The organism is Ensifer sp. GW821-FHT05G01 (genome assembly GCF_059419585.1).
The window spans coordinates 174583-201147 of record NZ_JBWKSC010000007.1; the positions used below are offsets into that span (position 1 = coordinate 174583).

General features: G+C 62.2%; 30 protein-coding genes. 18 read left to right on the forward strand and 12 right to left on the reverse strand.

Annotation, left to right across the window (positions count from 1 at the left end; all coding sequences use genetic code 11):
• Positions 1-38: 38 nt before the first annotated feature.
• From AC07UR_RS18480 to AC07UR_RS18500, 5 genes are all read left to right on the forward strand, one after another.
• Positions 39-1106, forward strand: a complete 1068-nt coding sequence (locus AC07UR_RS18480) for an ABC transporter substrate-binding protein (protein WP_209788935.1) — start codon at positions 39-41, stop codon at positions 1104-1106.
• Positions 1087-2157, forward strand: coding sequence for a FecCD family ABC transporter permease (locus AC07UR_RS18485; RefSeq protein WP_209788938.1), 1071 nt, complete (start codon positions 1087-1089; stop codon positions 2155-2157). Before AC07UR_RS18480 ends, AC07UR_RS18485 begins: the two co-directional genes overlap by 20 nt.
• Positions 2150-2908 (forward strand): ABC transporter ATP-binding protein, encoded by a 759-nt coding sequence (locus tag AC07UR_RS18490; protein ID WP_209788941.1) that lies wholly within the window; start codon positions 2150-2152, stop codon positions 2906-2908. Before AC07UR_RS18485 ends, AC07UR_RS18490 begins: the two co-directional genes overlap by 8 nt.
• The gene (locus AC07UR_RS18495) at positions 2901-4196 is read left to right on the forward strand and encodes a hypothetical protein (protein WP_209788944.1); all 1296 of its coding nucleotides are present in this window, start codon (positions 2901-2903) and stop codon (positions 4194-4196) included. Before AC07UR_RS18490 ends, AC07UR_RS18495 begins: the two co-directional genes overlap by 8 nt.
• Positions 4197-4262: 66 nt before the next feature.
• Positions 4263-4619, forward strand: coding sequence for a DUF2809 domain-containing protein (locus AC07UR_RS18500; RefSeq protein WP_327795818.1), 357 nt, complete (start codon positions 4263-4265; stop codon positions 4617-4619).
• Here AC07UR_RS18500 and AC07UR_RS18505 read toward each other — a convergent pair whose 3' ends face one another.
• Positions 4620-5207 carry a TetR-like C-terminal domain-containing protein gene (locus AC07UR_RS18505; RefSeq protein ID WP_209788947.1) on the reverse strand — a complete coding sequence of 196 codons (588 nt, stop codon included), beginning with the start codon at positions 5205-5207 and terminating at the stop codon, positions 4620-4622.
• Between the two features lie 132 nt (positions 5208-5339).
• Here AC07UR_RS18505 and AC07UR_RS18510 point away from each other — a divergent pair, with 132 nt between their 5' ends.
• A complete protein-coding gene (locus AC07UR_RS18510) occupies positions 5340-6533 on the forward strand; it encodes an MFS transporter (RefSeq protein ID WP_209788949.1) in 1194 nt (397 codons plus the stop codon).
• 114 nt (positions 6534-6647) lie between these two features.
• Here the strand turns inward: AC07UR_RS18510 and AC07UR_RS18515 are convergent, their stop codons facing one another.
• The 6 genes from AC07UR_RS18515 to AC07UR_RS18540 all read right to left on the reverse strand — a co-directional run bounded on the left by AC07UR_RS18515 (position 6648) and on the right by AC07UR_RS18540 (position 11493).
• Positions 6648-6941: a hypothetical protein gene (locus AC07UR_RS18515; protein ID WP_173421306.1), complete on the reverse strand. Its 294-nt coding sequence runs from the start codon at positions 6939-6941 to the stop codon at positions 6648-6650.
• Between the two features lie 142 nt (positions 6942-7083).
• Positions 7084-7797, reverse strand: a complete 714-nt coding sequence (locus AC07UR_RS18520) for a DUF6065 family protein (RefSeq protein ID WP_209788952.1) — start codon at positions 7795-7797, stop codon at positions 7084-7086.
• 129 nt (positions 7798-7926) lie between these two features.
• Positions 7927-8166, reverse strand: coding sequence for a tautomerase family protein (locus tag AC07UR_RS18525; protein ID WP_209788955.1), 240 nt, complete (start codon positions 8164-8166; stop codon positions 7927-7929).
• Positions 8167-8241: 75 nt separating this feature from the next.
• Complete coding sequence (locus AC07UR_RS18530) at positions 8242-8955, reverse strand: SDR family NAD(P)-dependent oxidoreductase (protein ID WP_209788958.1); 714 nt, start codon at positions 8953-8955, stop codon at positions 8242-8244.
• Between the two features lie 140 nt (positions 8956-9095).
• Entirely contained in the window at positions 9096-10028 is a 933-nt protein-coding gene (locus tag AC07UR_RS18535; protein WP_209788961.1) for a LysR family transcriptional regulator, read from the reverse strand.
• 142 nt (positions 10029-10170) lie between these two features.
• Complete coding sequence (locus AC07UR_RS18540; protein WP_209788964.1) at positions 10171-11493, reverse strand: MFS transporter; 1323 nt, start codon at positions 11491-11493, stop codon at positions 10171-10173.
• Between the two features lie 264 nt (positions 11494-11757).
• On the opposite strand from AC07UR_RS18540, the gene cyoA reads away from it, so the two are divergent.
• The 5 genes from cyoA to AC07UR_RS18565 are packed head-to-tail and all read left to right on the forward strand — an operon-like array spanning position 11758 to position 16769.
• Positions 11758-12951 carry a ubiquinol oxidase subunit II gene (gene cyoA, locus AC07UR_RS18545; RefSeq protein ID WP_173421312.1) on the forward strand — a complete coding sequence of 398 codons (1194 nt, stop codon included), beginning with the start codon at positions 11758-11760 and terminating at the stop codon, positions 12949-12951.
• 31 nt (positions 12952-12982) lie between these two features.
• Positions 12983-14986: a cytochrome o ubiquinol oxidase subunit I gene (gene cyoB, locus AC07UR_RS18550; protein WP_209788967.1), complete on the forward strand. Its 2004-nt coding sequence runs from the start codon at positions 12983-12985 to the stop codon at positions 14984-14986.
• 1 nt (position 14987) lies between these two features.
• Positions 14988-15602, forward strand: coding sequence for a cytochrome o ubiquinol oxidase subunit III (gene cyoC, locus AC07UR_RS18555; protein ID WP_209788970.1), 615 nt, complete (start codon positions 14988-14990; stop codon positions 15600-15602).
• A complete protein-coding gene (gene cyoD / locus AC07UR_RS18560; protein WP_173421315.1) occupies positions 15599-16006 on the forward strand; it encodes a cytochrome o ubiquinol oxidase subunit IV in 408 nt (135 codons plus the stop codon). Before cyoC ends, cyoD begins: the two co-directional genes overlap by 4 nt.
• 22 nt (positions 16007-16028) lie before the next feature.
• A complete protein-coding gene (locus AC07UR_RS18565; protein ID WP_209788973.1) occupies positions 16029-16769 on the forward strand; it encodes an SURF1 family protein in 741 nt (246 codons plus the stop codon).
• 37 nt (positions 16770-16806) lie between these two features.
• Here the strand turns inward: AC07UR_RS18565 and AC07UR_RS18570 are convergent, their stop codons facing one another.
• Both AC07UR_RS18570 and AC07UR_RS18575 read right to left on the reverse strand, forming a co-directional pair.
• A complete protein-coding gene (locus AC07UR_RS18570) occupies positions 16807-17376 on the reverse strand; it encodes a class I SAM-dependent methyltransferase (protein ID WP_209788976.1) in 570 nt (189 codons plus the stop codon).
• A gap of 72 nt (positions 17377-17448) precedes the next feature.
• Positions 17449-18060 carry a Crp/Fnr family transcriptional regulator gene (locus AC07UR_RS18575; protein ID WP_209788978.1) on the reverse strand — a complete coding sequence of 204 codons (612 nt, stop codon included), beginning with the start codon at positions 18058-18060 and terminating at the stop codon, positions 17449-17451.
• 51 nt (positions 18061-18111) lie between these two features.
• Here AC07UR_RS18575 and AC07UR_RS18580 point away from each other — a divergent pair, with 51 nt between their 5' ends.
• Entirely contained in the window at positions 18112-18828 is a 717-nt protein-coding gene (locus AC07UR_RS18580; RefSeq protein WP_209788982.1) for an SDR family NAD(P)-dependent oxidoreductase, read from the forward strand.
• Positions 18829-19120: 292 nt separating this feature from the next.
• Here AC07UR_RS18580 and AC07UR_RS18585 read toward each other — a convergent pair whose 3' ends face one another.
• Both AC07UR_RS18585 and AC07UR_RS18590 read right to left on the reverse strand, forming a co-directional pair.
• Positions 19121-19471, reverse strand: coding sequence for a hypothetical protein (locus tag AC07UR_RS18585; RefSeq protein ID WP_209788984.1), 351 nt, complete (start codon positions 19469-19471; stop codon positions 19121-19123).
• Positions 19472-20046: 575 nt separating this feature from the next.
• A complete protein-coding gene (locus tag AC07UR_RS18590) occupies positions 20047-20385 on the reverse strand; it encodes a hypothetical protein (protein ID WP_209788986.1) in 339 nt (112 codons plus the stop codon).
• Between the two features lie 353 nt (positions 20386-20738).
• Between AC07UR_RS18590 and minC the strand changes: the two genes are divergently transcribed.
• The 4 genes from minC (at position 20739) to AC07UR_RS18610 (ending at position 23769) form a co-directional block, all read left to right on the forward strand.
• Positions 20739-21482 carry a septum site-determining protein MinC gene (minC, locus tag AC07UR_RS18595; RefSeq protein WP_209789699.1) on the forward strand — a complete coding sequence of 248 codons (744 nt, stop codon included), beginning with the start codon at positions 20739-20741 and terminating at the stop codon, positions 21480-21482.
• Positions 21483-21513: 31 nt separating this feature from the next.
• Entirely contained in the window at positions 21514-22329 is an 816-nt protein-coding gene (gene minD / locus AC07UR_RS18600; RefSeq protein ID WP_173421323.1) for a septum site-determining protein MinD, read from the forward strand.
• Positions 22326-22589, forward strand: coding sequence for a cell division topological specificity factor MinE (gene minE / locus AC07UR_RS18605; protein ID WP_077501524.1), 264 nt, complete (start codon positions 22326-22328; stop codon positions 22587-22589). Before minD ends, minE begins: the two co-directional genes overlap by 4 nt.
• A gap of 79 nt (positions 22590-22668) precedes the next feature.
• The gene (locus AC07UR_RS18610) at positions 22669-23769 is read left to right on the forward strand and encodes an NAD(P)/FAD-dependent oxidoreductase (RefSeq protein WP_209788988.1); all 1101 of its coding nucleotides are present in this window, start codon (positions 22669-22671) and stop codon (positions 23767-23769) included.
• Positions 23770-23783: 14 nt separating this feature from the next.
• Here AC07UR_RS18610 and pdxR read toward each other — a convergent pair whose 3' ends face one another.
• Entirely contained in the window at positions 23784-25262 is a 1479-nt protein-coding gene (pdxR, locus tag AC07UR_RS18615) for a MocR-like pyridoxine biosynthesis transcription factor PdxR (protein ID WP_234941661.1), read from the reverse strand.
• Between the two features lie 74 nt (positions 25263-25336).
• On the opposite strand from pdxR, the gene AC07UR_RS18620 reads away from it, so the two are divergent.
• Both AC07UR_RS18620 and AC07UR_RS18625 read left to right on the forward strand, forming a co-directional pair.
• Positions 25337-25975 (forward strand): FMN-binding negative transcriptional regulator, encoded by a 639-nt coding sequence (locus tag AC07UR_RS18620; protein ID WP_209788990.1) that lies wholly within the window; start codon positions 25337-25339, stop codon positions 25973-25975.
• A 9-nt stretch (positions 25976-25984) separates the two neighbouring features.
• Positions 25985-26548, forward strand: a complete 564-nt coding sequence (locus tag AC07UR_RS18625) for a GNAT family N-acetyltransferase (protein ID WP_209788992.1) — start codon at positions 25985-25987, stop codon at positions 26546-26548.
• Positions 26549-26565 lie beyond the last annotated feature (17 nt).

Sequence of the window (26565 nt, forward strand, 5' to 3'; positions counted from 1 at the left end):
TCACCCGCCCGCCGGCGGGCCAGTCAAGGGAGTGATCCATGTCCAGCCGTCTCAAGGCCTTCTCCGCATTGGTCGTGTCGTTGTCGCTCTTTCTGCCGGCGACAGCGCAGGCAGAAAGCGCGTTTGTCGATCACAGAGGAAAGACGATCACGTTTGCCAAGCCCCCGGAACGGGTCGTCACCATCGTCCGCTCCGCGCCGATCATCTATCGCGCCGTCGATGCAAAGGCGGACAATATCGCCGGCATGAACAAGGATAGCCTGGTGCGCTATTTCACCAAGGGCATCTACGCCGACATGCTGCCGGAGATGGCGAAGATCAACGCCGGTGCCGCTCAGGACGGCTTCGTGCCGAATGTCGAGGCGATCCTCGCCCAGAAGCCGGACGCGGTGATCCAGTGGACCCATGACGAAAAGCTGATCGAGCCGCTGGAGCGCGTGGGGCTCACCGTCGTCGGCTGGCAGTGCTGCTCGGAGCAGGACCGGCTCGACTATGTCAGCTTCACCGGCTACATGACCGGCCGCAACGACCGCGCCCAAGCGATCCTGAAGGCGCAGTCGGATATCCTGAAGGAGCTCGACGGCAAGGTCGCCAAGCTCGACAAGGCCAAGCTTCCTTCGGTGCTGCACATCGACAAGGTGGCCGACCAGATCCAGGTCATCGCCAACGGCTCGCAGGACCTGTCGCTGAGCGGCGTTACCAACCCGGCGGCCGACGGCACCGGCGAATGGTGGCGCACGGTCGATTTCGAGCAGTTGCTCGTCTGGAACCCGGATATCATCATCATCCCGGCCTATGCCGACGACCTCAATCCCAAGGATTTCTTCGACAATCCGGTGCTGGCGAGCCTCAAGGCGGTCAAGGACAAGCGCGTCTACAAGCAGCCGGTCTTCGCCCGCACGCCCGATGCACCGGAAATCTTCCTGACGTCGGAATGGCTGGCGGCTATTGCCCATGGCGCCGATTTCGCGCCTGATTTCAAGAAGCAGATCGGCGAGACCTACAAGCTGATTTACGGCGCCGCCCTTTCAGACGAGCAGGTGAAGTCGATCCTCGAATCCGAGCGCAACGCGCCGGCGACCCAATATGCCGAACTCTTCGACTGAGGCACCATCAACGGGCTGGGTCGGCCGGAAACTGGCTTCGGGTTCCGTCCTCCCGGCGCTGATTGCGCTGCTGGTCGCAGTCGTCCTCTATTCGATAACGATCGGGCGCTACGACCTGTCGGTCCGCGATGTCGCCTACATCCTGATCGACAACATCCACCCGCTGGTCACGCCCTATTGGGATCAGGTGCAGGAAGTCGTCGTCGAGCAGGTTCGCCTGCCGCGCATCATGGAGGCCGTTATCGTCGGCTTCGGGCTTGCGGTTTCGGGCGCAGCACTGCAGGGACTGTTCCGCAATCCGCTGGTCGATCCCGGCATCATCGGTGTCACGTCCGGTGCCGGTTTCGGCGGGACGCTGGCAATCCTTATCGGCTTGCAGGGCTACCTGCTGTTGGGGCTGGCATTTCTCTTCGGTGTCGGCAGCGTCTTTCTGGTCAAGCTGCTGGCGACCGTTCGTGGGCGCACAAGCATGCTGACGCTGGTTCTGGCCGGTGTGGTCATATCGGCGTTCTTTTCGGCGGCAATTTCCATCGCCAAGCTGCTCGCGGATCCCTTTCAGAAACTGCCGGCCATCACCTATTGGCTGATGGGCAGCATCGCGTCGAGCAACTACCTCGATGTTCTGCTGGTCGCAGCCGCCGTCGTTCCTTCCGCCGTCGCGATCTACCTCTTGCGCTTCCAGATCAACATCATGTCGCTCGGCGAGGAGAAGGCGCGCGCGCTCGGCACCAAGGTCGTGCTGGTGCAGTGGATCATCCTTTTGGCTTCGGCGCTGATTTCGGCGGGGGTGGTCGCAACCTCGGGCATCATCGGCTGGGTCGGCCTCGTCATTCCCCACGTTGCCCGCGCTCTGGTCGGCGCCGATCATCAACGGCTGCTGCCTGTCTCTGGCGTCATGGGCGCGATCTATCTGCTGATGGTCGACAATCTCGCGCGCACGGTGACGACGGCAGAAATCCCGCTCGGCATCATTACCGCGCTGATCGGCGTGCCGGTCTTCGCGGTGATCCTGCGGCGCCTGCACGCAAAGGGAGGCTGGTCCAGTGATTGAGGCAAGCGATCTCACCGTCGAACGCGGTGGCAAGACCATCCTCAGGAACTACAGCCTGCGGCTTGCGCGCGGGCGGACGCTCGCCGTTCTCGGCGCCAATGGCGTCGGGAAGACGACGCTGATCAACACGCTGATTGGCCTGATCAAGCCCCGGTCCGGCCTATTGTCGATCGGCGGGCAGGTGGGCTTCGTGCCGCAACTGTTCGAAGTGCCGTTCGCCTATTCCGCGCTCGATATCGCGCTGATGGGAAGAGCCCGCCATCTCGGCCTGTTCGGTGCGCCCGGCAAAAGGGATTATGAGGTCGTCCGGCACTATTTCCACATGCTCGGCATCGAACATTTCGAACCGCAGGTGTTCAATTCCTTGAGCGGCGGCCAGCGTCAGCTGGTGATGATCGCCCAAGCGCTCGCATCGGAATGCGAGCTGCTGGTGCTCGACGAGCCCTGCGCGGCCCTCGACTACAAGAACCAGGACAAGGTTCTGGGGCTGCTCGAGCACCTCAGGGAGACGCACGACATGACGATCGTCTTTTCCACCCACATGCCGCAGCACGCGGTCGAAATTGCCAGCGACGTGCTGTTGATGACCAGCGGTAACAGCTATGTCTGCGGCCCGACCGCGGACGCTCTCAGCGCCAAAAACCTGAGCGCCCTTTACGACCTGCCGATCGCGCGGGCGGATTTCGACGGGCTATCCAAACACACCTATGCGCCGGTGTTCCGGCATGATGGAGCCAATTTCGATGGCTGAGACGAGACGTGGCAAAGGCATCGCCTATATCCACTGGGGCAACAGCTGGCAGCTGCGCAGCTTCCAGGATTTCCGCCACTATCTCGACGACCTCATCTATATCCACGACTTGCCCAAGGTCGACCTCTCGGCCTATGCGGCGGTGGTCATGCCGGACGCGATGGACGCGGCAGTACCGATGGCGCATGCCCGGCAACTGAACGCCTACATGCATGGCGGCGGTTTTCTCGTCGTCTGCCTGCAAGGCCACGCCGCCTGGCTCGATATCCCCGGCCTGGAATGGGCGCCCGGCAACTGCCGCGATTGGCTGTGGTGGACCAAGGGCGAAAGGCTGGAAGTCAGTCTCTCCGCGCCGCATCACCCGATCACCGAAAGCCTGCCGCTTTCGCATATGAGCTGGCATTGGGGCGGCTCCTATAACGTGCCCGAGGGTGCGCGCTCGATCCTCGAGATCGACGACGGCGGCGGCAGCCTGTTCCTGGACTTTCCGTCGCTTTCGGGCGGCGGACGGCTGCTGCTGGCAACGCTCGACCCGCACTCGCACAACGGCCAGCGCTTCATGCCGGCGACGACACGCTTCCTGCAGTCTTTCTATCCCTGGCTGAACCGGGAACTCGGTATCGAACGACCACAGAGAAACCGCTTCACCTATCTGCAATGCTCGCACGTCCCGTCGGAATGGCATCCCGAATGGGTCGAGCAAAGCCTGAAACAGGCGGGCTTCGAGCCGCTGTTCGCTCCGCTTTACGAGCTCGGGCCCGAACTGCTGAACAAGACGGACACGCTTTACATCCCGAGCAGCCACGACGAGTTCTTCCTGAAAAGCCGGGCCGACGATCTCATCGCCTTTCTCGAACGTGGCGGAAACCTGGTCATTTGCGCGGAACCATGCCAGCCGTGGCTGCCGTTCATGGCGCCGTTCCACGCGGTTTCGCCGCGGCCGTTCAGCAACATCAAGGTTCGGGTGCGAAACGACCGCTTCGGGATCTTCTCCGACCTTGGAGACGGTTTCGATGGCTGGCAGAGCATTTTCGGCCAGTATGCGCGCGGCTGGACCGATCCGCCGCCCGGAGCGATCTGGCTGACCGATGTCGGGCCCGAGAGCGATCCGCAGCCGGCCGACTGGATCTGGCAATACCCGACGCAAACCGGGCGCGGCGGTTACGTCTTCATGCATAACGGCGATAACATGACCCGCTATCCGGACCATGGTCCGAACAAGGAGGCGCTCGTCGCCAACATCGCCGTCGCGCTCAGAAAGCTCTCTGTCGGCGAACTGCTGTTCTAGCGGGAGTGGGCTTAGGTCCTATTCCGACTTTCGACCTCGGGCGGAGTGAGGCGGCGGGCTTGCTGCGTGCGATGGCGTTATGGCGCTGTTTCGCCGCTCGACAGGCTGGTTGTGTCCCGTTACATCGCTTGCCATGCAATTTCGCTTCGACCGCACCGCATCCTTGTTTTCCGTCCTGCTATTCGCCGTCCGTCACTGCTTGCCGGTGTCGCCTTCCTGCTGGGCGTGGCGATTGAACTTGCACAGTATCTGGCGGCTACGTTTGGCCTTCGCATTTCCAATCGGATCCTGCGGATCGTCGTCGGCGCTACCCCGGACTGGTGGGATGTGCTCGCCTATGGGCTGGGTGCCGTCATCGTGCTCGGGCTGGCGACGCGCGGCCGTTTTTGGCAGCGCCGCTCGATCGTGGCCACCAAACTCTGATCAGGCGGGCTCGTCGACCGAAGCGCGAGCTGGCGAAACCAGTTCCATTGCGCCCGCAACCAGACGTGCAACATGTGCCGCATCCGGCGCCTCGCCAAAGAGGATTCGGTACATGATCGGCGAGACGACGCGGTCCATGACCGTGTCGACGTCCGGAAACCCTTCGCCACGAAGCTGCGCTCGCGCGGTAATCACCTCAATCTGCTGCCTAGTGAAGTTGCAACACTGATAGGCCCCGCTGCCATCCTGGGACGCCAACACATCGCGTATCATCTCGCGCCCCGGCTTTGACGACATTTCCTCGGCATATTGTTCCGCCCAGGCCAGAAGGTCGTTGCCGCCATTTCCGGTATCGATCGGTACCATGTCGGGCTTCAGGCGTTCGACTGCGACATCGGCCAGCAATTCCTGGATGTCGCCCCACCGGCGATAGATGGTCGAGGGCGTCACGCCCGCCTCCGCCGCGATCGCCGGAATGGTGATTGCGGCGCGCTCCATCCTTGTCATCAGCGCTTGCACGGCTGCGTGCACCGATGCCTGCACTCTGGCGCTGCGCCCGCCCGGGCGTGGACCTTCCCTGCCTGCCATTTTCAACGTGTCCTTTCCCGTTGCACATGGATCAGAAACTTTCACTGCATCATAAACGCAAATTATTTGCTTTTGTGACGCTTCGCCCTTACATCGCGTAAACGCAATGATTTAGCGTTAAGGATGATATAGATGGTCTCCTCTACCAAATCCAGTCGGGCTGGCGCCAATCCCATCGCCTTCCACGCAGTCACGCTTGCCACATTCTTCGGCGCATCGGCGGCACCCACGCCGCTTTACCGCATCTATCAGGAGAGCTTTGCTGCCTCGCCTGTGATGATGACCGGGATCTTCGCGGTCTATGCCTTTGCGCTTCTGTCCGCGCTGCTGGTGGCCGGCTCGATATCGGATCATCTCGGCCGGAAACCGGTGATCTTTGGTGCGCTGCTGCTCGAAATCGTGGCGATGGCGCTCTTCGTCGTTGCCGATGCACCGTCCTGGCTGATCGCAGCGCGCATCGTTCAGGGACTTGCGACTGGCATCGCCGGCGCATCGATCGGCGCAGCGCTGGTCGACGTCGATCGCGTGAAGGGCCAGCTCGTCAATTCGCTGGCGCCGCTGATCGGCATGGCCGTCGGCGCCTTGGGAACCAGTGCGCTCATTCAATACGGGCCATTTCCGCTGCATCTCGTTTATGGGCTGCTCTTGATCGGCTTTGTCGTGCTGGCAGCGGTGATATGGCTGACGCCGGAGACCGGCGGCAAACGGCCGGGCGCCCTGTCTTCACTCAGGCCGATGATCGCCATACCGCCTCAGATCAAGCGGCCGCTGGCGCAGGCGACCCCGATCAACATCGCCAACTGGGCGCTTGGCGGCTTCTATCTCTCGCTGATGCCGTCGCTTGTCGCATCCGTGACCGGAAGCCGTGCGCCGCTGACGGGCGGAGCCGTCGTCGCGGCGTTGATGGCAGCCGGTGCCGTCAGCGTTTTCCTGCGTCGCGCACGCGGTGCCCGGGCCAACGTAACCTTCGGCGTCGCGGCAACGACCTTGGGCATGCTGGTCGTGGTTGCCGGCACGCACCTTGCCAACGTTCCGGTGATGATCGTCGGCACGCTTTTGACCGGCGCCGGCTTCGGCACCAGCTTTCTCGGCATCATGGGGTCGATCATGCCGCTCGCCAAGGCTGATGAACGGGCCGGGCTGCTGTCCGCCTTCTACATCCAGAGCTATCTCGCCTTCAGCCTGCCGGCAATGGCAGCAGGCTTTCTGGCAAAGGAGCTCGGCTACCAGGCGACGACCGACACCTACGCGGCCGTCATCATAGTCACTGCGGTCGGAGGGCTGCTGGCAAGCCGGGAGCGCCGGGCAGGTGTGTTGCCGGCGTGATGACCGAACGTCGACGGTGCGCCTCGTCGACGTTCGAGCGGAGAAAGCTGTTCCCGGTGGAATAAGGTCTCGTGACGCCCGTTATTCCTTCGGACCGGAAATGCCGGTTCGTTCTCAACAAGGAGTTACGGGCATGAAAAACCACTGGAAACTGAGCGCCGCCCTCGTCGCCGGCGTTGCCGCCTTTGCCGGTGCGCAGGCACAGGCAAAACAAAGCACAGTGCCGGCGCAATCCGTCCACAGGCAGGCGGGTGGCCATAACGACGGCTCCATCATGGTTGCCGGCAACAGTTCCTCCAATTCGTCGAGCAACTCCTCATCGAACAGTTCGTCGAATTCAAGCTCCAATTCTTCGTCGAACAGTTCATCCAATTCGAGTTCGAACTCCAGTTCGAACTCGTCCTCCAACAGCTCTTCCAATTCCTCGTCGAATGGCTCGGACCGTTCCTATCGCCCGGGCAAGGTGTGGCATACGCGCTGAGGTCGCACGACAAACAAGACAAAGCGGGGACCGGGCAACCGGTCCCCGCTTCCTGTTGTCGGCAGCAAATCAGCGCGCGGCGCGCGCGATCTTTCGATACCAGCCGGAGCTTGCGATCGTGTTGCGGTAGACCACGTCCCGGCTTGCAGCCTCTTCGCCCGTTTCCGCCCGGATCTCCGCCCGGATTGCGGCATCGTCCCGACGAAAAGGAATGACTTGAACCAATGGCGTGCCCTTCTCGATCACATGCACGCCATCCGCTGCCGTCGCGAAGAACGGGAAGTGGATGTTGGCGCTGTAGGTGTCGGTATCGACGACGCCGGCCACGCACTCGAACGGCTGGGGCGGCCGGTTGAGCGGCGGCACGAACAAGCAACTCCAACCGGGCGGGGTGCGGATGGACCAGTAATTGTGAAACTTGCAGGGCGGGCTCGGCGCCTTCGGATTGCCGGCTACCTGATGGGCACCATGATTGCTGACCATCACCCGGTCGAATTCCCAGCCGGCCTCGACATTCTGCCCGTCGTCGCGGATTTCGAGGCGCACCGTGGCTGCCAGAGGCAGGATCCACCCTGTCGTCATGGCGTCGAGGAAGGGCATGCAGCGCTTGATGGTAAGACCATTGTCCCTGGCGGAAAGATGCTCAGGGTCGACCGCCGGAAGCTTGCGATACCAGTCGGGCAGGCTGCTCTTTGCTGCCAGCGGTGGCGCGATTATTCCGAGGTCCTGTGGATCGCAGAGGAATTGGATGTTTGACGGGTCTTTCTTCCAGAAGTGCAACATGTCCGTTCTCCGTTCGGGTGGACGGAAGAACGGATGCTGCCGGCGTTTATTCCATGGCCTCGAAAAACGCCGGCGCCGTTGCCGCCCTCGGCGCTTTTCGGAGAGTGCCGAGGGATCCGGTGTCGGACGTCAGGAAATCGCCTTCGCGGAGCGTTGAGCCCGGTACTGCGCGGCCGGAACGCCGCCCCAGCCCCAATTATCGAGTTCGACCTCCTCGATGATCACATAGGTGGAATCAAGCGGCTTGTTGAGCACGTTGAGCAGCACTTCGCTGACGCCGCTGATGATGGCCGCCTTTTCTTCTGGCGATACCGAAGTGCGATCGGCGGACGTTCCTTCGCGGGTGACCTGGACGGTGACGATAGGCATGGCAGTCTCCTTTGCGTTAAGGTGGAAAGTCTAAAATGACTGGCTCGACCAGCGGCCGAGCCAGGATCGACGGGGTCACCAGCGTCCGGCGTGCTGGCCTCCGTCGACGTGGAGAATTTCGCCGGTGACGAAATTGGCCGCCTCCAGATAGAGCACCGCATCGACGATATCGTCGATCTCGCCCATCCGGCCGACCGGATGCAGTGTCGCCAGTGCGGCGTGGGTCTCGGGCGCATGCATCGGGGTCTTGATGATCCCCGGCGAGACGGCGTTGACGCGTACTCCGGCTTTTGAAAACTCCATGGCGAGCGACTGGGTCACGGCGTTCAGTCCGCCCTTGGTCAAAGAGGCAAGCGCCGCCGGCAGGCCGGCGATCGGCTGATCGACGAGGCTCGTGGTGATGCTGACGATGTGGCCTGAGCCTTGTTTCAGCATTTCGGCGGCGGCACGCTGTGTGATGTGGAAGAAGCCGGCGACATTCACAGCCAGGTTGTGTTCGTAGTCCGCCAGGGTGAACTCGGTAAACGGCTTCGACAGGAAGACGCCGGCATTGTTCACCAGCGAATCGATGCGGCCGAAGCGCTCCAGAGCCACGGCCACGATCCGATCTGCCGTTTCCGGCTTGGCAATGTCACCCTGGACGGTTGCGACGTCGGGGTCACCGCTCTCCCCGATCGACCGGGACGTGGCGACGACGCGATAGTTACGGCTGCGATAGGCTTGCACCAACGCAGCGCCTATGCCTTGCGATGCGCCGGTGATGATGACGACTTTCTGCTCCTGGCTCATGATCTCGATCCTTTTCAGTTGCAGCGACCGCCATTGGCAATCGCCCTACGCCCTCGGCGTTGGTGCAGCTGTTTTAGATCCATTCTCGATCCGGCAGAATAATCGCCAGTTGGCGGACATCCGTGCGAAAATCGGTACAATCAACCAAGCGTTCCGGCCTCGCGGGCCAGGCGCGCAAATTCCGCGCGCAGGGTCGGAGCGGCAAAATCGACGAAGGCGCGCACTTTCGGAACGGACATGCGGCCCGGTGGCGCCAGCAGATGGACGGGCAAGGGTGGGTGCTCGGCATAAGCCAGCACGATCTTCAGCCGGCCGTTCCGCATGTGCTCGGCGACATGGTAGGAATAGAGCCTTGTCAGCCCTTTGCCATCCGCGGCCGAATCGGCCGCGGCGCGCACGCTGTTGACGATGCAACGTGGTTGCAGGTGAACCGTTCGAGGGATGGTCGAGCCCTTCGCCGGCGTAAAGGTCCAGCTTTCAAGACCGAAGTTGCTGAAGGCGACGATGCGATGGTTGGCGAGATCCGCCGGCTCCTCGATCGGCGGGTGATTGGCGAGATAATCGGGTGACGCGACGACGACGCGCCTGACATCACCGCCGAGGCGGGTGGCGATATCGGATGAATCGGCCAGTCGGCCAATGCGCAGCGCGATATCGATGCCCTCGTCGACGAGGTTGACGAAGCGATCGAGCAAAAGGAGCCGGACCGAGACATCCGGGTAGAGATCGAGGAAACGATCGACGATCGGGCGCAACACCTCCTCGCTGACGATCGGTGGCGCCGAGATCGTCAGCGTGCCGCGCGGTGCCGAGCGTTCGCCGCCGGCAAGCAAGTCTGCTTCCTCGAGATCGGTGAGCACGCGCCGGCACGCAGCCGCATAGCGTTCGCCGGCTTCACTCAGTTTCAGGCTGCGCGTCGTGCGATGCAAGAGCTCGACGCCGACATGCGCCTCGAGGAATCCCAATGCCCGGCTGACCGCCGTCGGTGAGCGGTTCAGCCGCCTTGCGGCACCGGCGAGGCTGCCCTCGTCGATAGCGGTGACGAAGACCTTCATGGCGTCGATGCGGTCCATTCTGCCGATCTCCGGAGTAATAGCTGCTAAAGGGCAACTATTCCCCCGGCGAGCGGCCGGAGTAAAGGCCTGCGCAGCAACGGCGAGCGATCGTCGCTGCCGCTGAGGATGCGGGAGAAAGCTCTCTGAAGCCGCGAAGCCGTTAATTCTGGTCGAGCGCTTTCGTGAGGCTCAGTGCCACCAGCGTGCAGATCGCGCCGGAGATCAGATAACCGCCGATGAAGACGATGCCGAAGCTAGTTGCAAGCCCAAGCGCCACCAGCGGCGCGAACGCCGCACCGACGAGCCAGGCCAGATCCGAGGTGAGCGCTGCCCCCGTGTAACGGTAGTACTGGGTGAAGCGCGAGGACACGGCACCGGAGGCCTGGCCGAAGGTCAGGCCGAGAACGGCAAAGCCGATCAGGATATAGGCATCCTGTCCAGCCCCACCGGCGTCAAGCAGGAAGGGGGCGGAGAAACTGAAGATCGCGATCAGCGTCGCGCCGAGCATCAGCTCGTTGCGGCGGCCGATCCGGTCGGCGATCAGACCCGACACCACGATGCCGACGACGCCGACGCCGGCACCTGCCACCTGGACCATGAGAAACCGGGCCGCCGACTGTCCGCCATTGAGGATGACCCAGCTGAGCGGAAAGATCGTCACCAGATGGAACATCGCAAAGCTGGCGAGCGGCACGAAAGCGCCGAGTACCACGTCGACCGCATGTTTGCTCAGCATTTCGAACACCGGGCGGGCCTGCAGCTCCTGCGCGTCCATCGCCGCGCCGAACTCCTTGCTGCCGACGATACGCAGGCGCGCAAACAGCGCCACGACGTTGATCGCAAATGCCACGAAGAAGGGGTAGCGCCAGCCCCAGGAAAGGAAGTCCTCCTCGGAGAGATTGGCGACGAAATAGCAGAAGATGATGCTAGCGAGCGCAAAGCCGATGGGCGCGCCAAGCTGCGGGATCATTGCATACCAGCCGCGGTGGTTCGGGGGCGCGTTGAGGTTGAGCAGCGACGCCAGCCCATCCCAAGCGCCGCCGAGCGCAAAACCCTGGCCCAATCTGAACAGCGCCAGCAGCGCCACCGCCCAGAAGCCTATGGTCTCAAAGCCCGGCAGGAAGGCGATCGATGCGGTCGAGCCGCCAAGGATCACCAGGGCAATCGTCAGCTTGGTGCCGCGGCCGTAGTTGCGGTCGATCCACATGAAAACCAGCGAGCCGACAGGGCGCGCGATGAAGGCCAGCGGAAAGATCGCGAACGACAACAATGTGGCCGCGACCGGATTGGGCGCAAACGGGAAGATGAGCTTTGGAAAAACCAGGATCGAGCCGAGGCCGTAGACGAAGAAGTCGAAGAACTCCGACATGCGGCCAATGACAACGCCGATGGCGATGCTGCCCGGTGACAAGGGCTTGTCGTCATGGATGCGACGGGCGTCCCGCTCAAGGCCTGAAGACGTAGGATTTACGACCGAGCTCATGAATTCCTCCCGGCGATTTATGCCGCCTCGTCGAAATGTTGATCAATCAACGCCCGAGATCAAGGAAGCGGCGAAAAAAAACGTGGACTCACCGAGATCTTCCCAATGGTCAGCCGGCGAGGATGCACTAGATTGGGCATTTGCGGACGTCGCTGTCTATTCTGCTGCGATGCGACAGAATGCTGCAGTGCGACGAACAACCTCATTCCGCCGAGCCCGATACGCGACTAGTGCCGAATAGACAAAACGCAAATGGAGCCCGAAATGCCCACTCCATTGAAGCTCGCCGGACGATCGGCCGTTCTTCTATCGACCCTGGTCCTTGCCGGGTGCGACATGGTCGTGATGTCGCCCTCCGGCGATATCGCGGCACAGCAGAGAGATCTGATCGTCGTTTCGACGATCCTCATGCTCATCATCATCGTGCCGGTGCTTTTCCTGACGCTGTTCTTCGCCTGGCGCTACCGCCAGTCCAACACGGCTGCAAAATACGATCCGGAATGGCATCACTCGACCGGGCTCGAAGTCGTCATCTGGTCCGCGCCGCTGGCAATCATCATCGCGCTCGGGGCCATCACCTGGATCAGCACCCACAAGCTCGACCCCTACAGGCCGCTCGACCGGATCGACGCCGACAGGCCGGTGCCTGCCGACATCAAGCCCCTGACCGTCGAGGTGGTGGCGCTCGACTGGAAATGGCTGTTCTTCTATCCGGATTACGGCATCGCCACCGTCAACGAGATGGCGGCACCCGTCGACGTGCCGATCAATTTCAAGCTCACCGCCTCCTCGGTGATGAACTCGTTCTACGTGCCGGCGCTCGCCGGCATGATCTACACGATGCCCGGCATGCAGACCCGGCTGCACGCCGTCATCAACAAGAAGGGCGAGTATGAAGGGCTGTCGTCGAACTACAGCGGCGACGGTTTTTCGCACATGCGTTTCAAGTTCCATGGGCTCGACCAGGCCGGCTTCGATCGGTGGATCGCAAGGGTCAAGAGCAACGGCACGATGCTCAACCGCGACGCCTACCTGAAGCTTGAGAAGCCGAGCACCAAGGAACCGGTCCGCTACTTTTCCAGCGTCGAGGATGGGCTTTTTGAAGCTGTGCTGAACATGTGCGTGCGCCCCGGCCAGATGTGCATGAGGGACATGATGCACATCGACATGATGGGCGGCGGCGGCGTCGAAAGTCACGAGAACCGCGCCAAGCTCGAGCACGACAACCGTCATGCGGGTGAGACGGGCCATGCCGGCGAAGCTGCGCCCGGCGCGACTTTCCCGGCAACGGGCAATCCGTCGAAAAGCGAAGAGCCGGCCGAAGGCATCGACAAGGAACCGCAGTCGATGAACCACGACATGCACAACATGCACGGTGATCAGAAGCCGCCCGCCGAGAGCCAGGACGGTCCGGCGCCGGCGCAGTTGAACAATTCCGGCACCACCACTCAGCCCTGAAGCCGCATTTCAAGAGAATTTGGATAGCCCTATGTTCGGTAGCACCAACCTCACACAATTCATCTTCGGGCGGCTCACCTGGGAGGCGATCCCCTATCACGAGCCGATCCTGGTCGCGACCTTCATCGCCGTTGCGATCGGCGGCATCGCCGTCCTGGCGCTGATCACCAAATACAAGCTCTGGGGCTATCTCTGGCACGAATGGTTCACGTCGGTCGATCACAAGAAGATCGGCATCATGTACGTGATCCTGGCGCTGGTCATGCTGATGCGCGGCTTTGCCGATGCGATCATGATGCGCCTGCAGCAGGCGATCGCCTTCAACGGCAACGAGGGCTATCTCAATCCGCATCACTACGATCAGATCTTCACCGCCCACGGCGTGATCATGATCTTCTTCATGGCCATGCCTTTCGTCACCGGCCTGATGAACTACGTGGTTCCGCTGCAGATCGGCGCGCGCGACGTTTCCTTCCCGTTCCTCAACAATTTCTCGTTCTGGATGACCACGGCCGGGGCGGTGATCATCATGATGTCGCTGTTTGTCGGCGAGTTCGCGCGCACCGGATGGCTTGCCTATCCGCCGCTGTCGGGCGCCGATTACAGTCCGGGCGTCGGGGTCGACTATTATATCTGGGGCCTTCAGGTGGCGGGGGTCGGAACGACGCTGTCGGGCATCAACCTGATCGCGACCATCGTCAAGCTGCGCGCGCCCGGCATGACGTTGATGAAGATGCCGGTCTTCACCTGGACGTCGCTCTGCACCAACATCCTGATCGTCGCCACCTTCCCGATCCTGACGGCGACGCTGGCGCTCTTGTCGCTCGACCGCTACGCCGGCACCAACTTCTTCACCAATGACCTTGGTGGCAACCCGATGATGTATGTGAACCTCATCTGGATCTGGGGCCATCCGGAAGTCTACATCCTCATCCTGCCGGCCTTCGGCATCTTCTCCGAAGTCGTCGCCACATTCTGTGGCAAGCGCCTCTTCGGCTACGCCTCGATGGTCTACGCCACCTGCGTGATCATGATCCTGTCCTATCTCGTCTGGTTGCACCACTTCTTCACCATGGGGTCGGGTGCGTCGGTCAACGCCTTCTTCGGCATCACCACGATGATCATCTCGATCCCGACGGGCGCGAAGATGTTCAACTGGCTCTTCACCATGTATCGCGGCCGCATCCGCTACGAAGTGCCGATGCTGTGGACCGTCGGCTTCATGGTCACCTTCGTCATCGGCGGCATGACCGGGGTGATGCTGGCGATCCCGCCGGCCGATTTCGTGCTGCACAACTCGCTGTTCCTGATTGCCCACTTCCACAACGTCATCATCGGCGGCGTCGTGTTCGGCCTGATGGCGGGCCTCGTCTACTGGTGGCCGAAGGCCTTCGGCTACAAGCTCGATCCGTTCTGGGGCAAGATGAGCTTCTGGTTCTGGCAGATCGGCTTCTTCTTCGCCTTCATGCCGCTCTACGTGCTCGGCCTGATGGGCGTCACCCGCCGCGTCAGCCAGTTCGAGGATCCCTCGCTGCAGATCTGGTTCATCATCGCCGCCTTCGGCGCGGTGCTGATCGCGCTCGGCATCGCCTCCTTCGTCGTCCAGCTCGTCGTCAGCTATCTGAGGCGCGACCAGCTGCGCGACACCACGGGCGATCCTTGGAATGCCCGCACGCTGGAATGGTCGACCTCGTCGCCGCCGCCGGACTACAACTTCGCCTTCACCCCGGTCGTGCACGACCATGACAGCTGGTACGACATGAAGAACCGCGGCTACGAGCGTCCGCTCGGCGGCTTCAAGCCGATCCATATGCCGAAGAACACCGGCACGGGCGTCATCCTCGCCGGTATCAGCGTCGTGCTCGCCTTCGCGCTGATCTGGTACATGTGGTGGCTGGTGGTCGTGTCGTTCGTTGCCATCCTGGTCGTGGCGATCGGCCATACGTTCAACTACAACCGGGATTTCTACATCCCAGCCGAGACCGTGACGGCAACCGAGGACGCCCGGTCCGAACTTCTGGCGGAGCGCAGCTGAGATGACGAACGCCACCCAAACCGAAGCGCCGCAGTTCTACCTTGAGGAAGAGCACCATCCCGAAGGCAGCACCATGCTGGGCTTCTGGATCTACCTGATGAGCGACTGCCTCATCTTCGCCGTGCTGTTTGCCACCCATGGCGTGCTTGGGCGAAACTATGCGGCCGGCCCGTCACCTGCCGATCTGTTCGACCTGTCGCTCGTCGCCATCAACACGGCGATGCTGTTGTTCTCGTCGATCACCTACGGTTTTGCCATGCTCCAGATGGAGCGCAACGCCAAGATGGAGACGATCTTCTGGCTAGGCGTCACTGCCGTGTTCGGCCTCGCCTTCCTCGGTCTCGAACTCTATGAGTTCTACCACCTGATCCAGGAGGGTGCCGGCCCGACGCGCAGCGCCTTCCTGTCGTCGTTCTTCACGCTCGTCGGCACCCACGGACTGCACGTCACCTTCGGCATTATCTGGATCGTGACGATGATGGTGCAGGTCAGGATGCACGGACTGATACCGGAGAACCGCCGCCGGCTGATGTGTCTGTCGATGTTCTGGCACTTCCTCGACGTCATCTGGATCGGCGTCTTCTCCTTCGTCTATCTGATCGGAGTCATCGGATGAGCTCACAGCCCCACAGCCTTGCGCACGAAGATGCTCATGAGGCCCATCACGGCCACAGCCACGGCCATGAAGCGGGCCATGGGTCGCTGCGAAGCTACATGGTCGGCTTTGCGCTGTCCGTCGTCCTGACGGCCATTCCCTTCGCGCTGGTCATGAGCGGCGCGCTCGACAGCAAGATGGCGACGGCCGTCGTCGTCATGGGTCTCGGCGCCATCCAGATCGTCGTGCACATGATCTTCTTCCTGCACATGAACCAGCGCTCGGAGGGCGGCTGGACGATGATGGCGCTGATCTTCACCCTCATCATCGTCGGTATCGCGCTCGCCGGTTCGCTCTGGGTCATGCATCACCTCAACGTCAACATGATGCCGATGACCCACGAGATGATGAAGAACATGCCGTGACGGCCCGTTGACGGGTACGGCGATGGACGACCGTTCGGCAGAGACAAGGCGGGGGGCAGAGCCCTCCCGCTCCCGTCTCGTTCTGACTGTCGCCTTGTCGGTGCTGATGGCGGCTTTCGTCGTTCTCGGCACCTGGCAGGTGAAGCGGCTTTTCTGGAAGCTCGACCTGATCGCGCGCGTAGACGCCCGGGTGCATGCCGAACCGGTGCCGGCTCCACCCCAATCGGAATGGCCCGGCATCAGCGCGGACAAGGACGAATATCGTCGCGTCACTGCGACGGGTCTTTTCGCCCATGACAAGGAAGTCCTGGTCCAGGCTGTCACCGAACGGGGCGCCGGTTTCTGGGTCATCACGCCCATGGTCGTTGACGACCATACGACCATCCTCATCAACCGTGGTTTTGTGCCAGCGGATCGACGCGATGCTGCCGCACGCCCGCAAAGCCAATTGCCTAGGGCTGGCCGGGTCGCCGGCCTCCTTCGCATGACCGAGCCGGACGGCGGTTTCCTGCGCGCCAACGACCCGGCCGCCAGCCGATGGTATTCGCGCGATATCGATGCGATTGCCAGAGCGCAGGACCTGGTGGATGTCGCGCCCTATTTCATCGATGCAGACGCCACGCCCAATCCCGGCGGCCTGCCGGTCGGCGGCTTGACCGTGATCAGCTTTCGCAACAGCCACCTCGTCTACGCGGCGACCTGGTTCGTGCTCGCCCTGATGAGCGCCGCGGGCATCGTGGTCGTCCATCGCGTGCGCAGGTGAGCTGCGAACAGCCTCGAGCGCTGGTCCGATCGCCCTGTCATGCTCGACGGCGCGACAGCCGGTAGACGCTCGCCGGCGGGAGATTGAGCGGCACCCAGCGCAGGAACGACGCCTCGAGGCGAAGTATTTCGAGCAGCGCTGCCGGCACGGGGCAACGCGGTCCGTAGGTGAACTGGAAGAGGCAACCGTCATCGGCAAGGTGTCGAAAGACCGCCTCAAGGATATCGCGAACCGCTTGTCTCGGCATGGAGAGCAGCGGCAGGCCGCTGATGGCGGCGCCGATCTTGCGTGTTTTCGACAACCGCAAGTGCTGCGCATCACCCTCGATCAGTGTTGCCTCTGGAAAACGGCCCCGCAGCAACGCGGCAAAGGCCGGATTTCGTTCCACCAGAACCAGTTGGTCCTGTCGGACACCATTTTGCAGAAGTGCGCGCGTGAAAATGCCGGTACCTGGGCCAAGTTCCAGGACATCACCGGTGTACCGGCCGATTTCGGTGGTCATGGCTGCGGCCAATCGCGTGCTCGAAGGAGCGATAGCGGCGACTTCCAACGGCTTTGTCAGCCATGAGCGCAGGAAGAGCAGGGTGTCCGATGCGGTATTGGTCAAGGTGTGGCTCCCGTTGTTGAACGGGAGCAGGTATTGCGCCTTGCAGCGCCGCAAGCATTAACCCGGGTTAAGTCAGGTATCCGCTTCCTCGCGAACGCGCTTTGCGATGCGGCTGAGGCCGACCGGCGTGATGCCGAGATAGCCTGCAAGGTCCTTCTGGGGTGCGCGCAAGACCAGATCCGGTTCCTCGGCGATCAGCGACCGGTAGCGTTCCTCCGGATCGAGCGTCAGGAACTGGCGCTCGCGACGCTCCTTGCGTTCGGCAAGGATCATCAGGGCGTTGCGCAGCATCCGCGACCAGCCGAGATCGGTGTCGACCAGCGCTTGCAGCGTCGCGAACGGAATTCTCTCCAGACGACAGGTTTCGATGGCGACCGCGGAAAAGGTGGCGCGTCCCATTGGCAGCAAGGCCGAAAGACTTGCGAAAAACCGCCCTTCGGTAGCGAAGGATTTGATCCATTCCTCGCCGTCGGCGCGAAGGTAGGTGAGCTTAACCAGGCCGGTCTCGATTACATAAATGTAGGGATGCGGCTCGTCCTGGCCGAAAATCGTCTCTCCGGGCTTCACCGGGCGAACATGAATTGCCTCGGCCAGGCGCTCCGTATTCGCAAGCGATTGCCCCGCAATGCGCTCGAACAGTGAAATTGCCGCCCCTTTCGCGTGCTTAACCTCGGTTAATGCCATCCGCTTCCTCTTGCTCCAGGCTCGATTGTTCAATCAACGGGAATAGATAACATGGCACGATATGTCGTCACTGGGGCAAGTTCCGGGATAGGTCTGGAAATTGCGCTGCACCTGGCCGCAAAAGGCCACAGCGTCGTTGCGCTCGGCCGCGACAGGGAGCGACTGAGAGGCCTGGCGCACCGTGATCAAAGGATCGAGGTGCGGGTGCTGGATATCCGAGACAAGGCGGCCGTTGCCGCCTTTGGTGCCGAATTGGCGGAAGCAGATGTCATCGACGGTCTCATCAACAACGCGGCCATCCAACACAATGTCAGGCTCGATGAGTCACACTACGGCATCGACCAGATCGTCGCCGAAGTCGAGACCAATCTTGTCGCCCCCATCATCCTGTCGCGGCTGCTTCTGCCGAACACGCCTGCGCGCCCGTTCGTGATCGTCAATATCGGCTCTGCCCTTGCGTGCTATCCAAAGGCGACTTCGGCAGTCTACAGCGCCACGAAGGCGGGCTTGCGCATGTTTTCGGATGCTCTTCGGGTGCAATACGAGCAGACCTCCGTCAGAGTGGTGGATGTGGTGTTGCCGTTGGTCGAGACGCCCATGACCGATGGGCGCGGCCGCGGCAAAATCACCGCCAACACGGCCGCCGCAGCAATCGTACGCGCTCTGGAGCCCGGCAGGTCGCGGGTTCATGTCGGCAAGGCAAAACTGCTGAAACTGTTGCAAGTCATCGCTCCGCCTGTCGCTGCCGCGATCATCAGAAAGCTCTGATTTCTGATTTGAGCAGGCCTGTCGAAGATGCCGATGCCAGCGGCCACGGGCTCGCTCGACATGCAAGCCAGGCATCAGGCTCCGACCGGTCCAGAACGTCACGGACGGCTCGGACGCCAAACCATGTCCGTTGGCGCCCTCTTCCATTTGGCCGGTTCGAAATCCGATGTCGTTTCGTCAAACAGTCCGGGTGCACGCCGGAAGCCCGCATCTGTTCCACCGGTGACGGGTCAACGGCAACAGGCGCCATCGTTCTTGACAGGAAGAGCGATGGCGCCGTGTGCCTTCGGTCTTACTTGAGGTACAGGGTCAGGCTGCCGTCGGCTGCCTGTTCAGCCCCGACGATGTTGTTGAGTTCGACATTTTGGGTCTTGAGCTTGGCGACAAGATCCTTGTTGCCGTCGACCGCCTTGTGCAGGGCGGCCAGCTGGGCGGGTGTTGCCTGGTCGATCCAGGTTCTGGTCTCGCTCAACTTGTCCAAGGTGTCGATATTGACCACCGTGAACTTGTCGCCCTTGAAGCTGTGCACCGTCTGTTCGATTTCTGCCGGCCAATTCATGGTCGTGCTTGCCGCGTAGGAGATGCCGCCGAAGGTCATGGCGGAAAGCGCTGCGATAAGGGAGAGCTTTGCGATGCGGTTCATGATCATTCTCCTTGGTTGTGCAGCATCCCGCATGTGCGCCAGGCCGAGGTGAACCCCTGCGAGCCGTCGTCAAACGGGTCTCATTGGTCGCCACAGGTCCTTTGCGGGCGTTTTCGCCCACACTGAAGATGCCGGGTTGTTTCGAAGGTCGGGACAGTGGGCTCTCCAGCAATCAGTGCTGGATTGTGCCGTTCCGATGACTGAAAAATGGTAGCCAATCGTGACATTTTGGTGGCGCAAGTCACTGGAATATAATTACAAATTCTTTATGCACCGATCGGTGGCCGACAAGGCGAAGTAATGACGGATCACGACGCCCATCATCGATGGAACGCTTTGCCCATTCGGCTCGCGTGGTGGGCGCCGACGACCTGCCGTCATTCGGACCGGAGCGGCCTGAGATGCCGGCGGGTTCGTCGGCGGCCGCCGGGTTCTCCGCCGCAAGACCGCTCCGCAACCGTGACCCCGCCCAGGAACTGAACTTTCGCGACGTGGTGCCGTTGGCAAAGCCGGTTACGATCGCCAGGCCACCCCGGGCCGGTTGGGTCTTGTGAATGCCCGCCGGATGTGGACACTCACTTCGCCGTGAAGAACGTCAAGAGGACCTTTCCCTTCTCGCCAAGCAGGCACACGAACCGATCTGCCTTGCCAGCCGTGCCGTTGCGCTCGATATAGGCCTCTCCAAGGATCACCGTCTTGACCGACACGTCTTCGACCTTGGTGTCGGCGGCGGTGATTGCGAGGCTTTCCGGGTCCAGGACCAGCCCCGTAATGTCGGAGGAATGCTCCTGAAGCGCGACAAGACCGGTCGATTTGCAGGCAGTGACCGCAGGGTCCTCGGGTGTCTGGGCGCGTGCCGCAGCAGCGCATGGGAGTGACAGTATCAATGCGACGATGAAGTGTTTGGGCGCCATCTGAGGGAATCACCTTCCGTTTGCAAGATGCGACGACCTCCGCCGCACCGCTCAACGTCAAGGGGTTGCGTTCGGTTCCCGAGGATCTGGGCTGCTGTGGCGTGCACGCGGGCACTAGTGAGCCCTCGAAGCCAGAAAAAATTGCAGGCACCGACCGGCCGGCGTCGCAGGGCTCCTTCGTGTTCAAAGGGCGATCGGAACGGGATTTCACAGCGTGCGCGAGCGGCGTCGGGCACGGCCAGAGAACGCATCGCCGAGCTTTCTCCGAGCCCGCCTGCGAGAAGCGACAGGTCGTCGTTAACCTTTTGTTAACCATCCGTCGCCTAGATCCCGTCAACGAAAAATTAACGAAGATGATCAAAGTGCTAACAGACCCTCGTTCGATCCGTATCAAGGGCCGCTCGTTCCTGAGCCTGGCGCTGTCGCCCGAGCTGCCGCTCGATCAGTGGCTGACGCGGCTCGACGATCTGGCCGCCCGCTCGGCCGGGTTTTTTCTCGGCCGGCCTGTTGTGCTCGACATCGTCGACCTGGAGATCGACCGGCCGCAGTTGAAGGGCCTGCTCGACGAACTTGCCACGCGCAACGTCCGCGTTCTCGGGATCGAGGGCGGCCGTCCGTCGCTGTTCGAGCCGGGCATGCCACCGTCGATGCGCGGCGGCCGGCCGGCGCCAGAATTCGAGGCCGCGGCGGGCGAACTGATCGCCGGAGAGACGAAGGCGCACGAGCAAGTGACCGTCATCGGACAGGAAACGCCGGCGGCGCGGGCCACCGCCTCGATCATCGTGCGCGAGCCGGTGCGTTCCGGCCAGTCGGTGATCTTTCCCGAGGGCGACGTTACCGTGATCGGCTCGGTCGCGTCAGGCGCGGAAATCATCGCCGGTGGTTCGATCCATATTTACGGCGCGCTGCGCGGACGGGCGCTTGCGGGTTCGGTGGGCAACACCTCGGCACGCATCTTCTGCCGCCGCCTGGAAGCGGAGTTGCTGGCGATCGACGGCGTCTACAAGACCGCCGACGACATGGCCGCCGAGCTTCGCGGACAATCGGTGCAGCTTTGGCTCGAAGACGATTCGATCATGGCAGAGAGACTTAACTGAGCCGGTGCCGGCCAGGAAACAGGAGCGGAAGATGGCGAAAGTAGTTGTTGTTACATCGGGCAAAGGCGGCGTCGGCAAGACGACGTCGACCGCTGCTCTCGGCGCGGCGCTCGCGCAGCGCAACGAGAAGACCGTCGTCGTCGATTTCGATGTCGGCCTGCGCAATCTCGACCTCGTCATGGGTGCCGAGCGCCGGGTCGTCTACGACATGGTCAACGTCATTCAGGGCGACGCCAAGCTGCCCCAGGCGCTGATCCGCGACAAGCGCCTCGACACGCTGTTCCTGTTGCCGGCATCGCAGACCCGCGACAAGGACAGCCTGACGCCGGAAGGCGTCGAGCGTGTGATCAATGACCTGAAGAAGCATTTCGACTGGATCATCTGCGACAGCCCCGCCGGCATCGAGCGCGGCGCGACGCTTGCCATGCGCCATGCCGACATGGCGGTGATCGTCACCAATCCGGAAGTCTCCTCGGTTCGCGACTCCGACCGGATCATCGGCCTGCTCGACGCCAAGACTGAGAAGGCCGAACGCGGCGAACGGGTCGAAAAGCACCTGCTGCTCACCCGCTATGACGCGCTGCGCGCCGAGCGTGGCGACATGCTGAAGGTCGAAGATGTGCTGGAAATCCTGTCGATCCCGCTTCTCGGCATCGTGCCCGAGAGCATGGACGTGCTCAGGGCTTCCAACATCGGCGCTCCGGTGACGCTTGCCGACAGCAAGTCCGCCCCGGCGCTCGCCTATCTCGACGCCGCCCGCCGGCTGGCCGGCGAAGCCGTGCCGATGACCATCCCGGGTGAAAAACGCGGCCTGTTCGGCAAGATCTTCGGACGGAGGGCAGCATGAGCATTTTCCGTTTCTTCAAGAAGCAGACCTCAGCGCCGACGGCGCGCGAGCGGCTGCAGGTGCTGCTGGCGCATGAGCGCGCCTCGGTCGGCCAATCGGATCTCGTTGCGATCCTCAGGGAGGAGATCCTTGCGGTCATCTCCAAGCACGTCCAGATCGACGACGACAAGGTCACCGTCAAGATGGACCGCGGCGAGCACGTGACGACGCTGGAAGTCGACATCGAGATCCCGCTCGCGGCAAGCGCTCGGGCCGCCTGACCCTTCGGCCGGTTCCGTGCTACTGCATCGTCCTTGCGGCGCGCGTCATCCGTGATGCGCGCCGGTATCGGGGTCTGCCATGTCGGTCGAGCAAGTGGAGTGCATCGTTGCGGGCGCCGGGGTCATCGGCCTAGCCGTCGCGCGTGCGCTGGCGCAAGCCGGCCGCGAGGTGATCCTCGTCGAAGCGGCCGATCGCATCGGCAGCGGGACATCGTCGCGCAACAGCGAGGTCATCCACGCCGGCATCTATTACCCGCCCGGCAGCCTGATGGCGCGACTGTGTGTCGAAGGCAGAATTCTCCTTTATGATTATTGCCGCGAACGCGGCATTGGTCACCGGCAGTGCGGCAAGCTTATCGTCGCGACCTCGGCTGCCGAACTGCTGCATTTGCCTACTATCGCCGCCCGGGCGACGGAAAACGGCGTGACGGATCTGCGCCAGATCTCGGCTGCGGACGCCCGCAGTCTCGAGCCTGCGCTCGCCACGACAGGCGCATTGCTGTCGCCGTCGACAGGCATCATCGACAGCCATGCCTACATGATGGCGCTGCTTGGCGACGCCGAGAATGATGGCGCGGTTTTGGTACTCAACAGCCCCGTCGAGCGTGGCCGGGTTGCCAATGGCGGTGTTGTCGTGGATGTCGGCGGGGCCGAGCCTGTGAGCCTAGCGTGCCGCCTGTTCGTCAACGCCGCGGGTCTCGCCGCACCGAAGCTGGCGCGGTTGATCGAGGGGATGCCTCCAGCACTCGTGCCGAGGGAATATTATGCCAAGGGCGATTATTTCTCGCATGTCGGCAAGGCGCCGTTCTCGCGGTTGATCTACCCTGTGCCGGTTAAGGGCGGTCTCGGCATTCATCTGACGCTCGATATGGCCGGTCAGGCCCGCTTCGGACCCGATATCGAGTGGATCGACACGTTGAACTATGACGTCGATCCGGCGAAGGCCACGTCGTTCTATGCCGGTGTCCGCCGCTATTTCCCCGATCTGAAGGACGGCGCACTGGTGCCGGCCTATTCCGGTATCCGGCCGAAGATCGTGCCGCCCGAAGTGGCAAGCCAGGATTTCGTCGTGCAAGGGCCAAGCGTGCACGGGGTGCCCGGTCTGATCAACCTCTTCGGCATCGAATCGCCTGGCCTCACCGCATCTCTGGCGCTCGCGAGGATTGTGGCGGAAACCTAGCGTCTTTGCTCCGTTCACCCCTTGTTTTCGTCGCGCGCGCGTGCCGCAAAACTGTCGATGGCCGATGCCAGTTTTTCGGCTCCTTGGCGCAGTTCTTCCGGTGTCAGCGCGGCATAGCCGAGCACCAGACCGGCGACGACGGGTTTGCGCTCGAGATAGAGCGGCGACACGGGGTAGATGCCGATCCCCGCGGTTCTGGCGATTTCGATCAGCCGCGCCTCATGCCGCGCACCGATGTTGCGGAACCAGGCCACGACATGCAGCCCTGCCGATGTGCCGACGATGTCGATCTTTTCACCGAAGCATGATGTCAGCGCCGCGATCAGGGCGGCGCGGCGTTCGGCATTGGACCGGCGCATCTTGCGGACATGTCGCTCGTATGACCCGGTGTCCAAAAGGATCGCGAGCGCCTCCTGCTCAAGGCTCGCGCTATGGCGGTCGGCAAGCTGCTTGCATCGTGTGAACACGTTGATCAGTGGCCTGGGAATGACGAGATAACCGAGCCGGAGGGTCGGTGAGAGCGTCTTGGAGACCGTGCCGATATAGATGACCCGATCCTGATCCGATTGAAACAAGGGCGGTATCGGCTTCACGTCGTAGCGGTACTCGCCGTCGTAGTCGTCCTCGACGATATAGGCTCCAACCGAGTAGGCCCATTGCAGCAGCGCATCCCGCCGGCTCTGGGGCAGGACGCCGCCCAGCGGGAACTGGTGGCTCGGCGTCACGAAGGCGAGAGCCGATTTTTCCTGATGTGGCAATTCTTCGACGAGGAGCCCGGAATTGTCGCAGGATACGGCAACGATGTCGGCACCAGCGGCGGCCATGACGTTGCGTGCCATCGCATAGCACGGGTCCTCCAGGATGACGCGATCGCCGATATTAACGAGAACGCGTGCACAGAGGTCGAGCGCTTGCTGCGAGCCCGACACGACGATGATCTGGTCGACGTCACAGCGAATGCCGCGCCCCCGCCAGAGGTAACCCTGGAGCTGCTGTCTCAGGGCGGCGGAGCCGGCCGGATGTTCGTAGGAAAGGCTGTCGCGGCGGCGAAGCAGCGCGGCATTCATCGCCCGTCGCCACAGGAGCGTCGGAAAGTCGGCGGAGGCAATATCGCCGTAGCGAAAATCGAACTCCAGCCCCGTCTGCCGCGTCGGATAGTGGATCGGAAGTTCCATCAGACGGGCGGCATAGTCGGATAGTGGCAACGGCAAACGATGGTCAACTTGTCTCCCACGCAACGTTCCGGGCCTGGTCATGTCGGAGACGACGGATGCTGAACCCTGGCGGCTGGTCACGTAGCCTTCGGAGGCGAGTTGGTCGAACGCTGCCGTGACCGTTGTGCGCGACACGCCCAGTTCGTCCGCGAGCGTCCGGCTTGATGGCAGCCGGTCGCCGGGGGCGTAAACGCCAGCGCCGATCTGATCGCGCAGATCGAGGTAGATGCGGCGGGCGGCTCCCGTGCGGCTTGGTCTCCCACCATCCAACTGGCCCAATGAAAATCTCCAAAACTGGATGTTTATCTTGTGCCAGTTAACGCCGATGCTCTGCCGAGTTCAAGGAGGGTTCGATGTACACGCCGCCAGCTTTTGTGGTCGACGACACGAGTGAAATCCAAGCGATGATGCGGGCATGCCGCATCGCCACCTTCATCACCGCGACGGCTGAAGGCCCGGTGGCGACACCGCTGCCGATGTTTCTCGACGCCGGAGAGGGCGACGGCGGCACGTTGTACGCCCATCTCGCCCGCCCGAACCCGCAATGGCAGAAACCGGTCATAGGCGACGGTCTTGCCGTCTTCATGGGCCCCGACGCCTACATCACGCCGGCCTGGTATGCCACCAAAGCCGAACATGGAAAGGTCGTTCCGACCTGGAACTACACCGCCGTCCAGGCAAAAGGCCCGGTGGAGTTCTTTGATGATCCGGGCCGACTGCTCGATGTCGTCACGCGGTTGACAGACATCCATGAGGGGGGAGCAGCAAACCCATGGGCCGTCAGCGATGCCCCGCCGGCATTCATTGCCGCGCAATTGCGTGGCATCGTCGGGATCCGAATGCCGATCACGCACCTGACCGGCAAGCGCAAGTTCAGCCAGAACCGTTCAGAAGCGGACCGGGTGGGCGTCAGGAACGGCCTTGCGGAAAGCCATCGCGATTTTGACCGCGCTATTGCGGGGATGATCCCCGTTCCACCATCCTCATCGTGAGACAGATGCATGTTCAGACCTGATTTCAATCCGCAGCCGACACTGCGTGGTGCGGCCATTCATCTCCGGCCGCTCGGGCCAAACGATCTCGAGGGGCTGCATTCGGCCGCAAGTGATCCTGCGGTGTGGGCAGGACATCCGGCAACGGATCGCTACAAACGGGAAAAATTCGAACCCTACTTCGCCACGTTGCTGGCAAGCGGAGCGACGCTTGTGGCCATCGACCGGCAGTCCGGCGATATCATCGGATGCTCGCGCTACTACGTCGCCCCCGATATGCCGGACAGCATCTCGATCGGCTTCACCTTCCTAAACAACGCCTATTGGGGTGGTGGCACCAATTTCGAAATGAAGCGGCTGATGCTCGGCCATGCCTTTCACACCTATCGCGATGTCTGGTTTCATATCGCGCCAACAAACATTCGCTCGCAAAAGGCGACGGCAAAGCTCGGTGCGGAACATGTCTACGACGCGACCTTGGACCTGTCGGGTACGCCATCGCCGTGGATGTGTTTCCGCCTGAAGCAGGATGATTGGGACCGGGTCGTTGCGGCCAAGGCCGGCGGCATCTGATCCGCTTCTGACGGTGG

What these genes read in the sequence shown, in the direction of transcription:
- AC07UR_RS18480 (WP_209788935.1), top strand. Translation starts at nt 39, where the DNA reads ATGTCCAGCCGTCTCAAGGCCTTCTCCGCATTGGTCGTGTCGTTGTCG.
- AC07UR_RS18485 (WP_209788938.1), top strand. Translation starts at nt 1,087, where the DNA reads ATGCCGAACTCTTCGACTGAGGCACCATCAACGGGCTGGGTCGGCCGG.
- AC07UR_RS18495 (WP_209788944.1), top strand. Translation starts at nt 2,901, where the DNA reads ATGGCTGAGACGAGACGTGGCAAAGGCATCGCCTATATCCACTGGGGC.
- AC07UR_RS18505 (WP_209788947.1), bottom strand. Translation starts at nt 5,207, where the DNA reads ATGGCAGGCAGGGAAGGTCCACGCCCGGGCGGGCGCAGCGCCAGAGTG.
- AC07UR_RS18510 (WP_209788949.1), top strand. Translation starts at nt 5,340, where the DNA reads ATGGTCTCCTCTACCAAATCCAGTCGGGCTGGCGCCAATCCCATCGCC.
- AC07UR_RS18520 (WP_209788952.1), bottom strand. Translation starts at nt 7,797, where the DNA reads ATGTTGCACTTCTGGAAGAAAGACCCGTCAAACATCCAATTCCTCTGC.
- AC07UR_RS18525 (WP_209788955.1), bottom strand. Translation starts at nt 8,166, where the DNA reads ATGCCTATCGTCACCGTCCAGGTCACCCGCGAAGGAACGTCCGCCGAT.
- AC07UR_RS18530 (WP_209788958.1), bottom strand. Translation starts at nt 8,955, where the DNA reads ATGAGCCAGGAGCAGAAAGTCGTCATCATCACCGGCGCATCGCAAGGC.
- AC07UR_RS18535 (WP_209788961.1), bottom strand. Translation starts at nt 10,028, where the DNA reads ATGGACCGCATCGACGCCATGAAGGTCTTCGTCACCGCTATCGACGAG.
- AC07UR_RS18540 (WP_209788964.1), bottom strand. Translation starts at nt 11,493, where the DNA reads ATGAGCTCGGTCGTAAATCCTACGTCTTCAGGCCTTGAGCGGGACGCC.
- cyoA (WP_173421312.1), top strand. Translation starts at nt 11,758, where the DNA reads ATGCCCACTCCATTGAAGCTCGCCGGACGATCGGCCGTTCTTCTATCG.
- cyoB (WP_209788967.1), top strand. Translation starts at nt 12,983, where the DNA reads ATGTTCGGTAGCACCAACCTCACACAATTCATCTTCGGGCGGCTCACC.
- cyoC (WP_209788970.1), top strand. Translation starts at nt 14,988, where the DNA reads ATGACGAACGCCACCCAAACCGAAGCGCCGCAGTTCTACCTTGAGGAA.
- cyoD (WP_173421315.1), top strand. Translation starts at nt 15,599, where the DNA reads ATGAGCTCACAGCCCCACAGCCTTGCGCACGAAGATGCTCATGAGGCC.
- AC07UR_RS18565 (WP_209788973.1), top strand. Translation starts at nt 16,029, where the DNA reads ATGGACGACCGTTCGGCAGAGACAAGGCGGGGGGCAGAGCCCTCCCGC.
- AC07UR_RS18575 (WP_209788978.1), bottom strand. Translation starts at nt 18,060, where the DNA reads ATGGCATTAACCGAGGTTAAGCACGCGAAAGGGGCGGCAATTTCACTG.
- AC07UR_RS18580 (WP_209788982.1), top strand. Translation starts at nt 18,112, where the DNA reads ATGGCACGATATGTCGTCACTGGGGCAAGTTCCGGGATAGGTCTGGAA.
- AC07UR_RS18585 (WP_209788984.1), bottom strand. Translation starts at nt 19,471, where the DNA reads ATGAACCGCATCGCAAAGCTCTCCCTTATCGCAGCGCTTTCCGCCATG.
- AC07UR_RS18590 (WP_209788986.1), bottom strand. Translation starts at nt 20,385, where the DNA reads ATGGCGCCCAAACACTTCATCGTCGCATTGATACTGTCACTCCCATGC.
- minC (WP_209789699.1), top strand. Translation starts at nt 20,739, where the DNA reads ATGATCAAAGTGCTAACAGACCCTCGTTCGATCCGTATCAAGGGCCGC.
- minD (WP_173421323.1), top strand. Translation starts at nt 21,514, where the DNA reads ATGGCGAAAGTAGTTGTTGTTACATCGGGCAAAGGCGGCGTCGGCAAG.
- minE (WP_077501524.1), top strand. Translation starts at nt 22,326, where the DNA reads ATGAGCATTTTCCGTTTCTTCAAGAAGCAGACCTCAGCGCCGACGGCG.
- AC07UR_RS18610 (WP_209788988.1), top strand. Translation starts at nt 22,669, where the DNA reads ATGTCGGTCGAGCAAGTGGAGTGCATCGTTGCGGGCGCCGGGGTCATC.
- AC07UR_RS18620 (WP_209788990.1), top strand. Translation starts at nt 25,337, where the DNA reads ATGTACACGCCGCCAGCTTTTGTGGTCGACGACACGAGTGAAATCCAA.
- AC07UR_RS18625 (WP_209788992.1), top strand. Translation starts at nt 25,985, where the DNA reads ATGTTCAGACCTGATTTCAATCCGCAGCCGACACTGCGTGGTGCGGCC.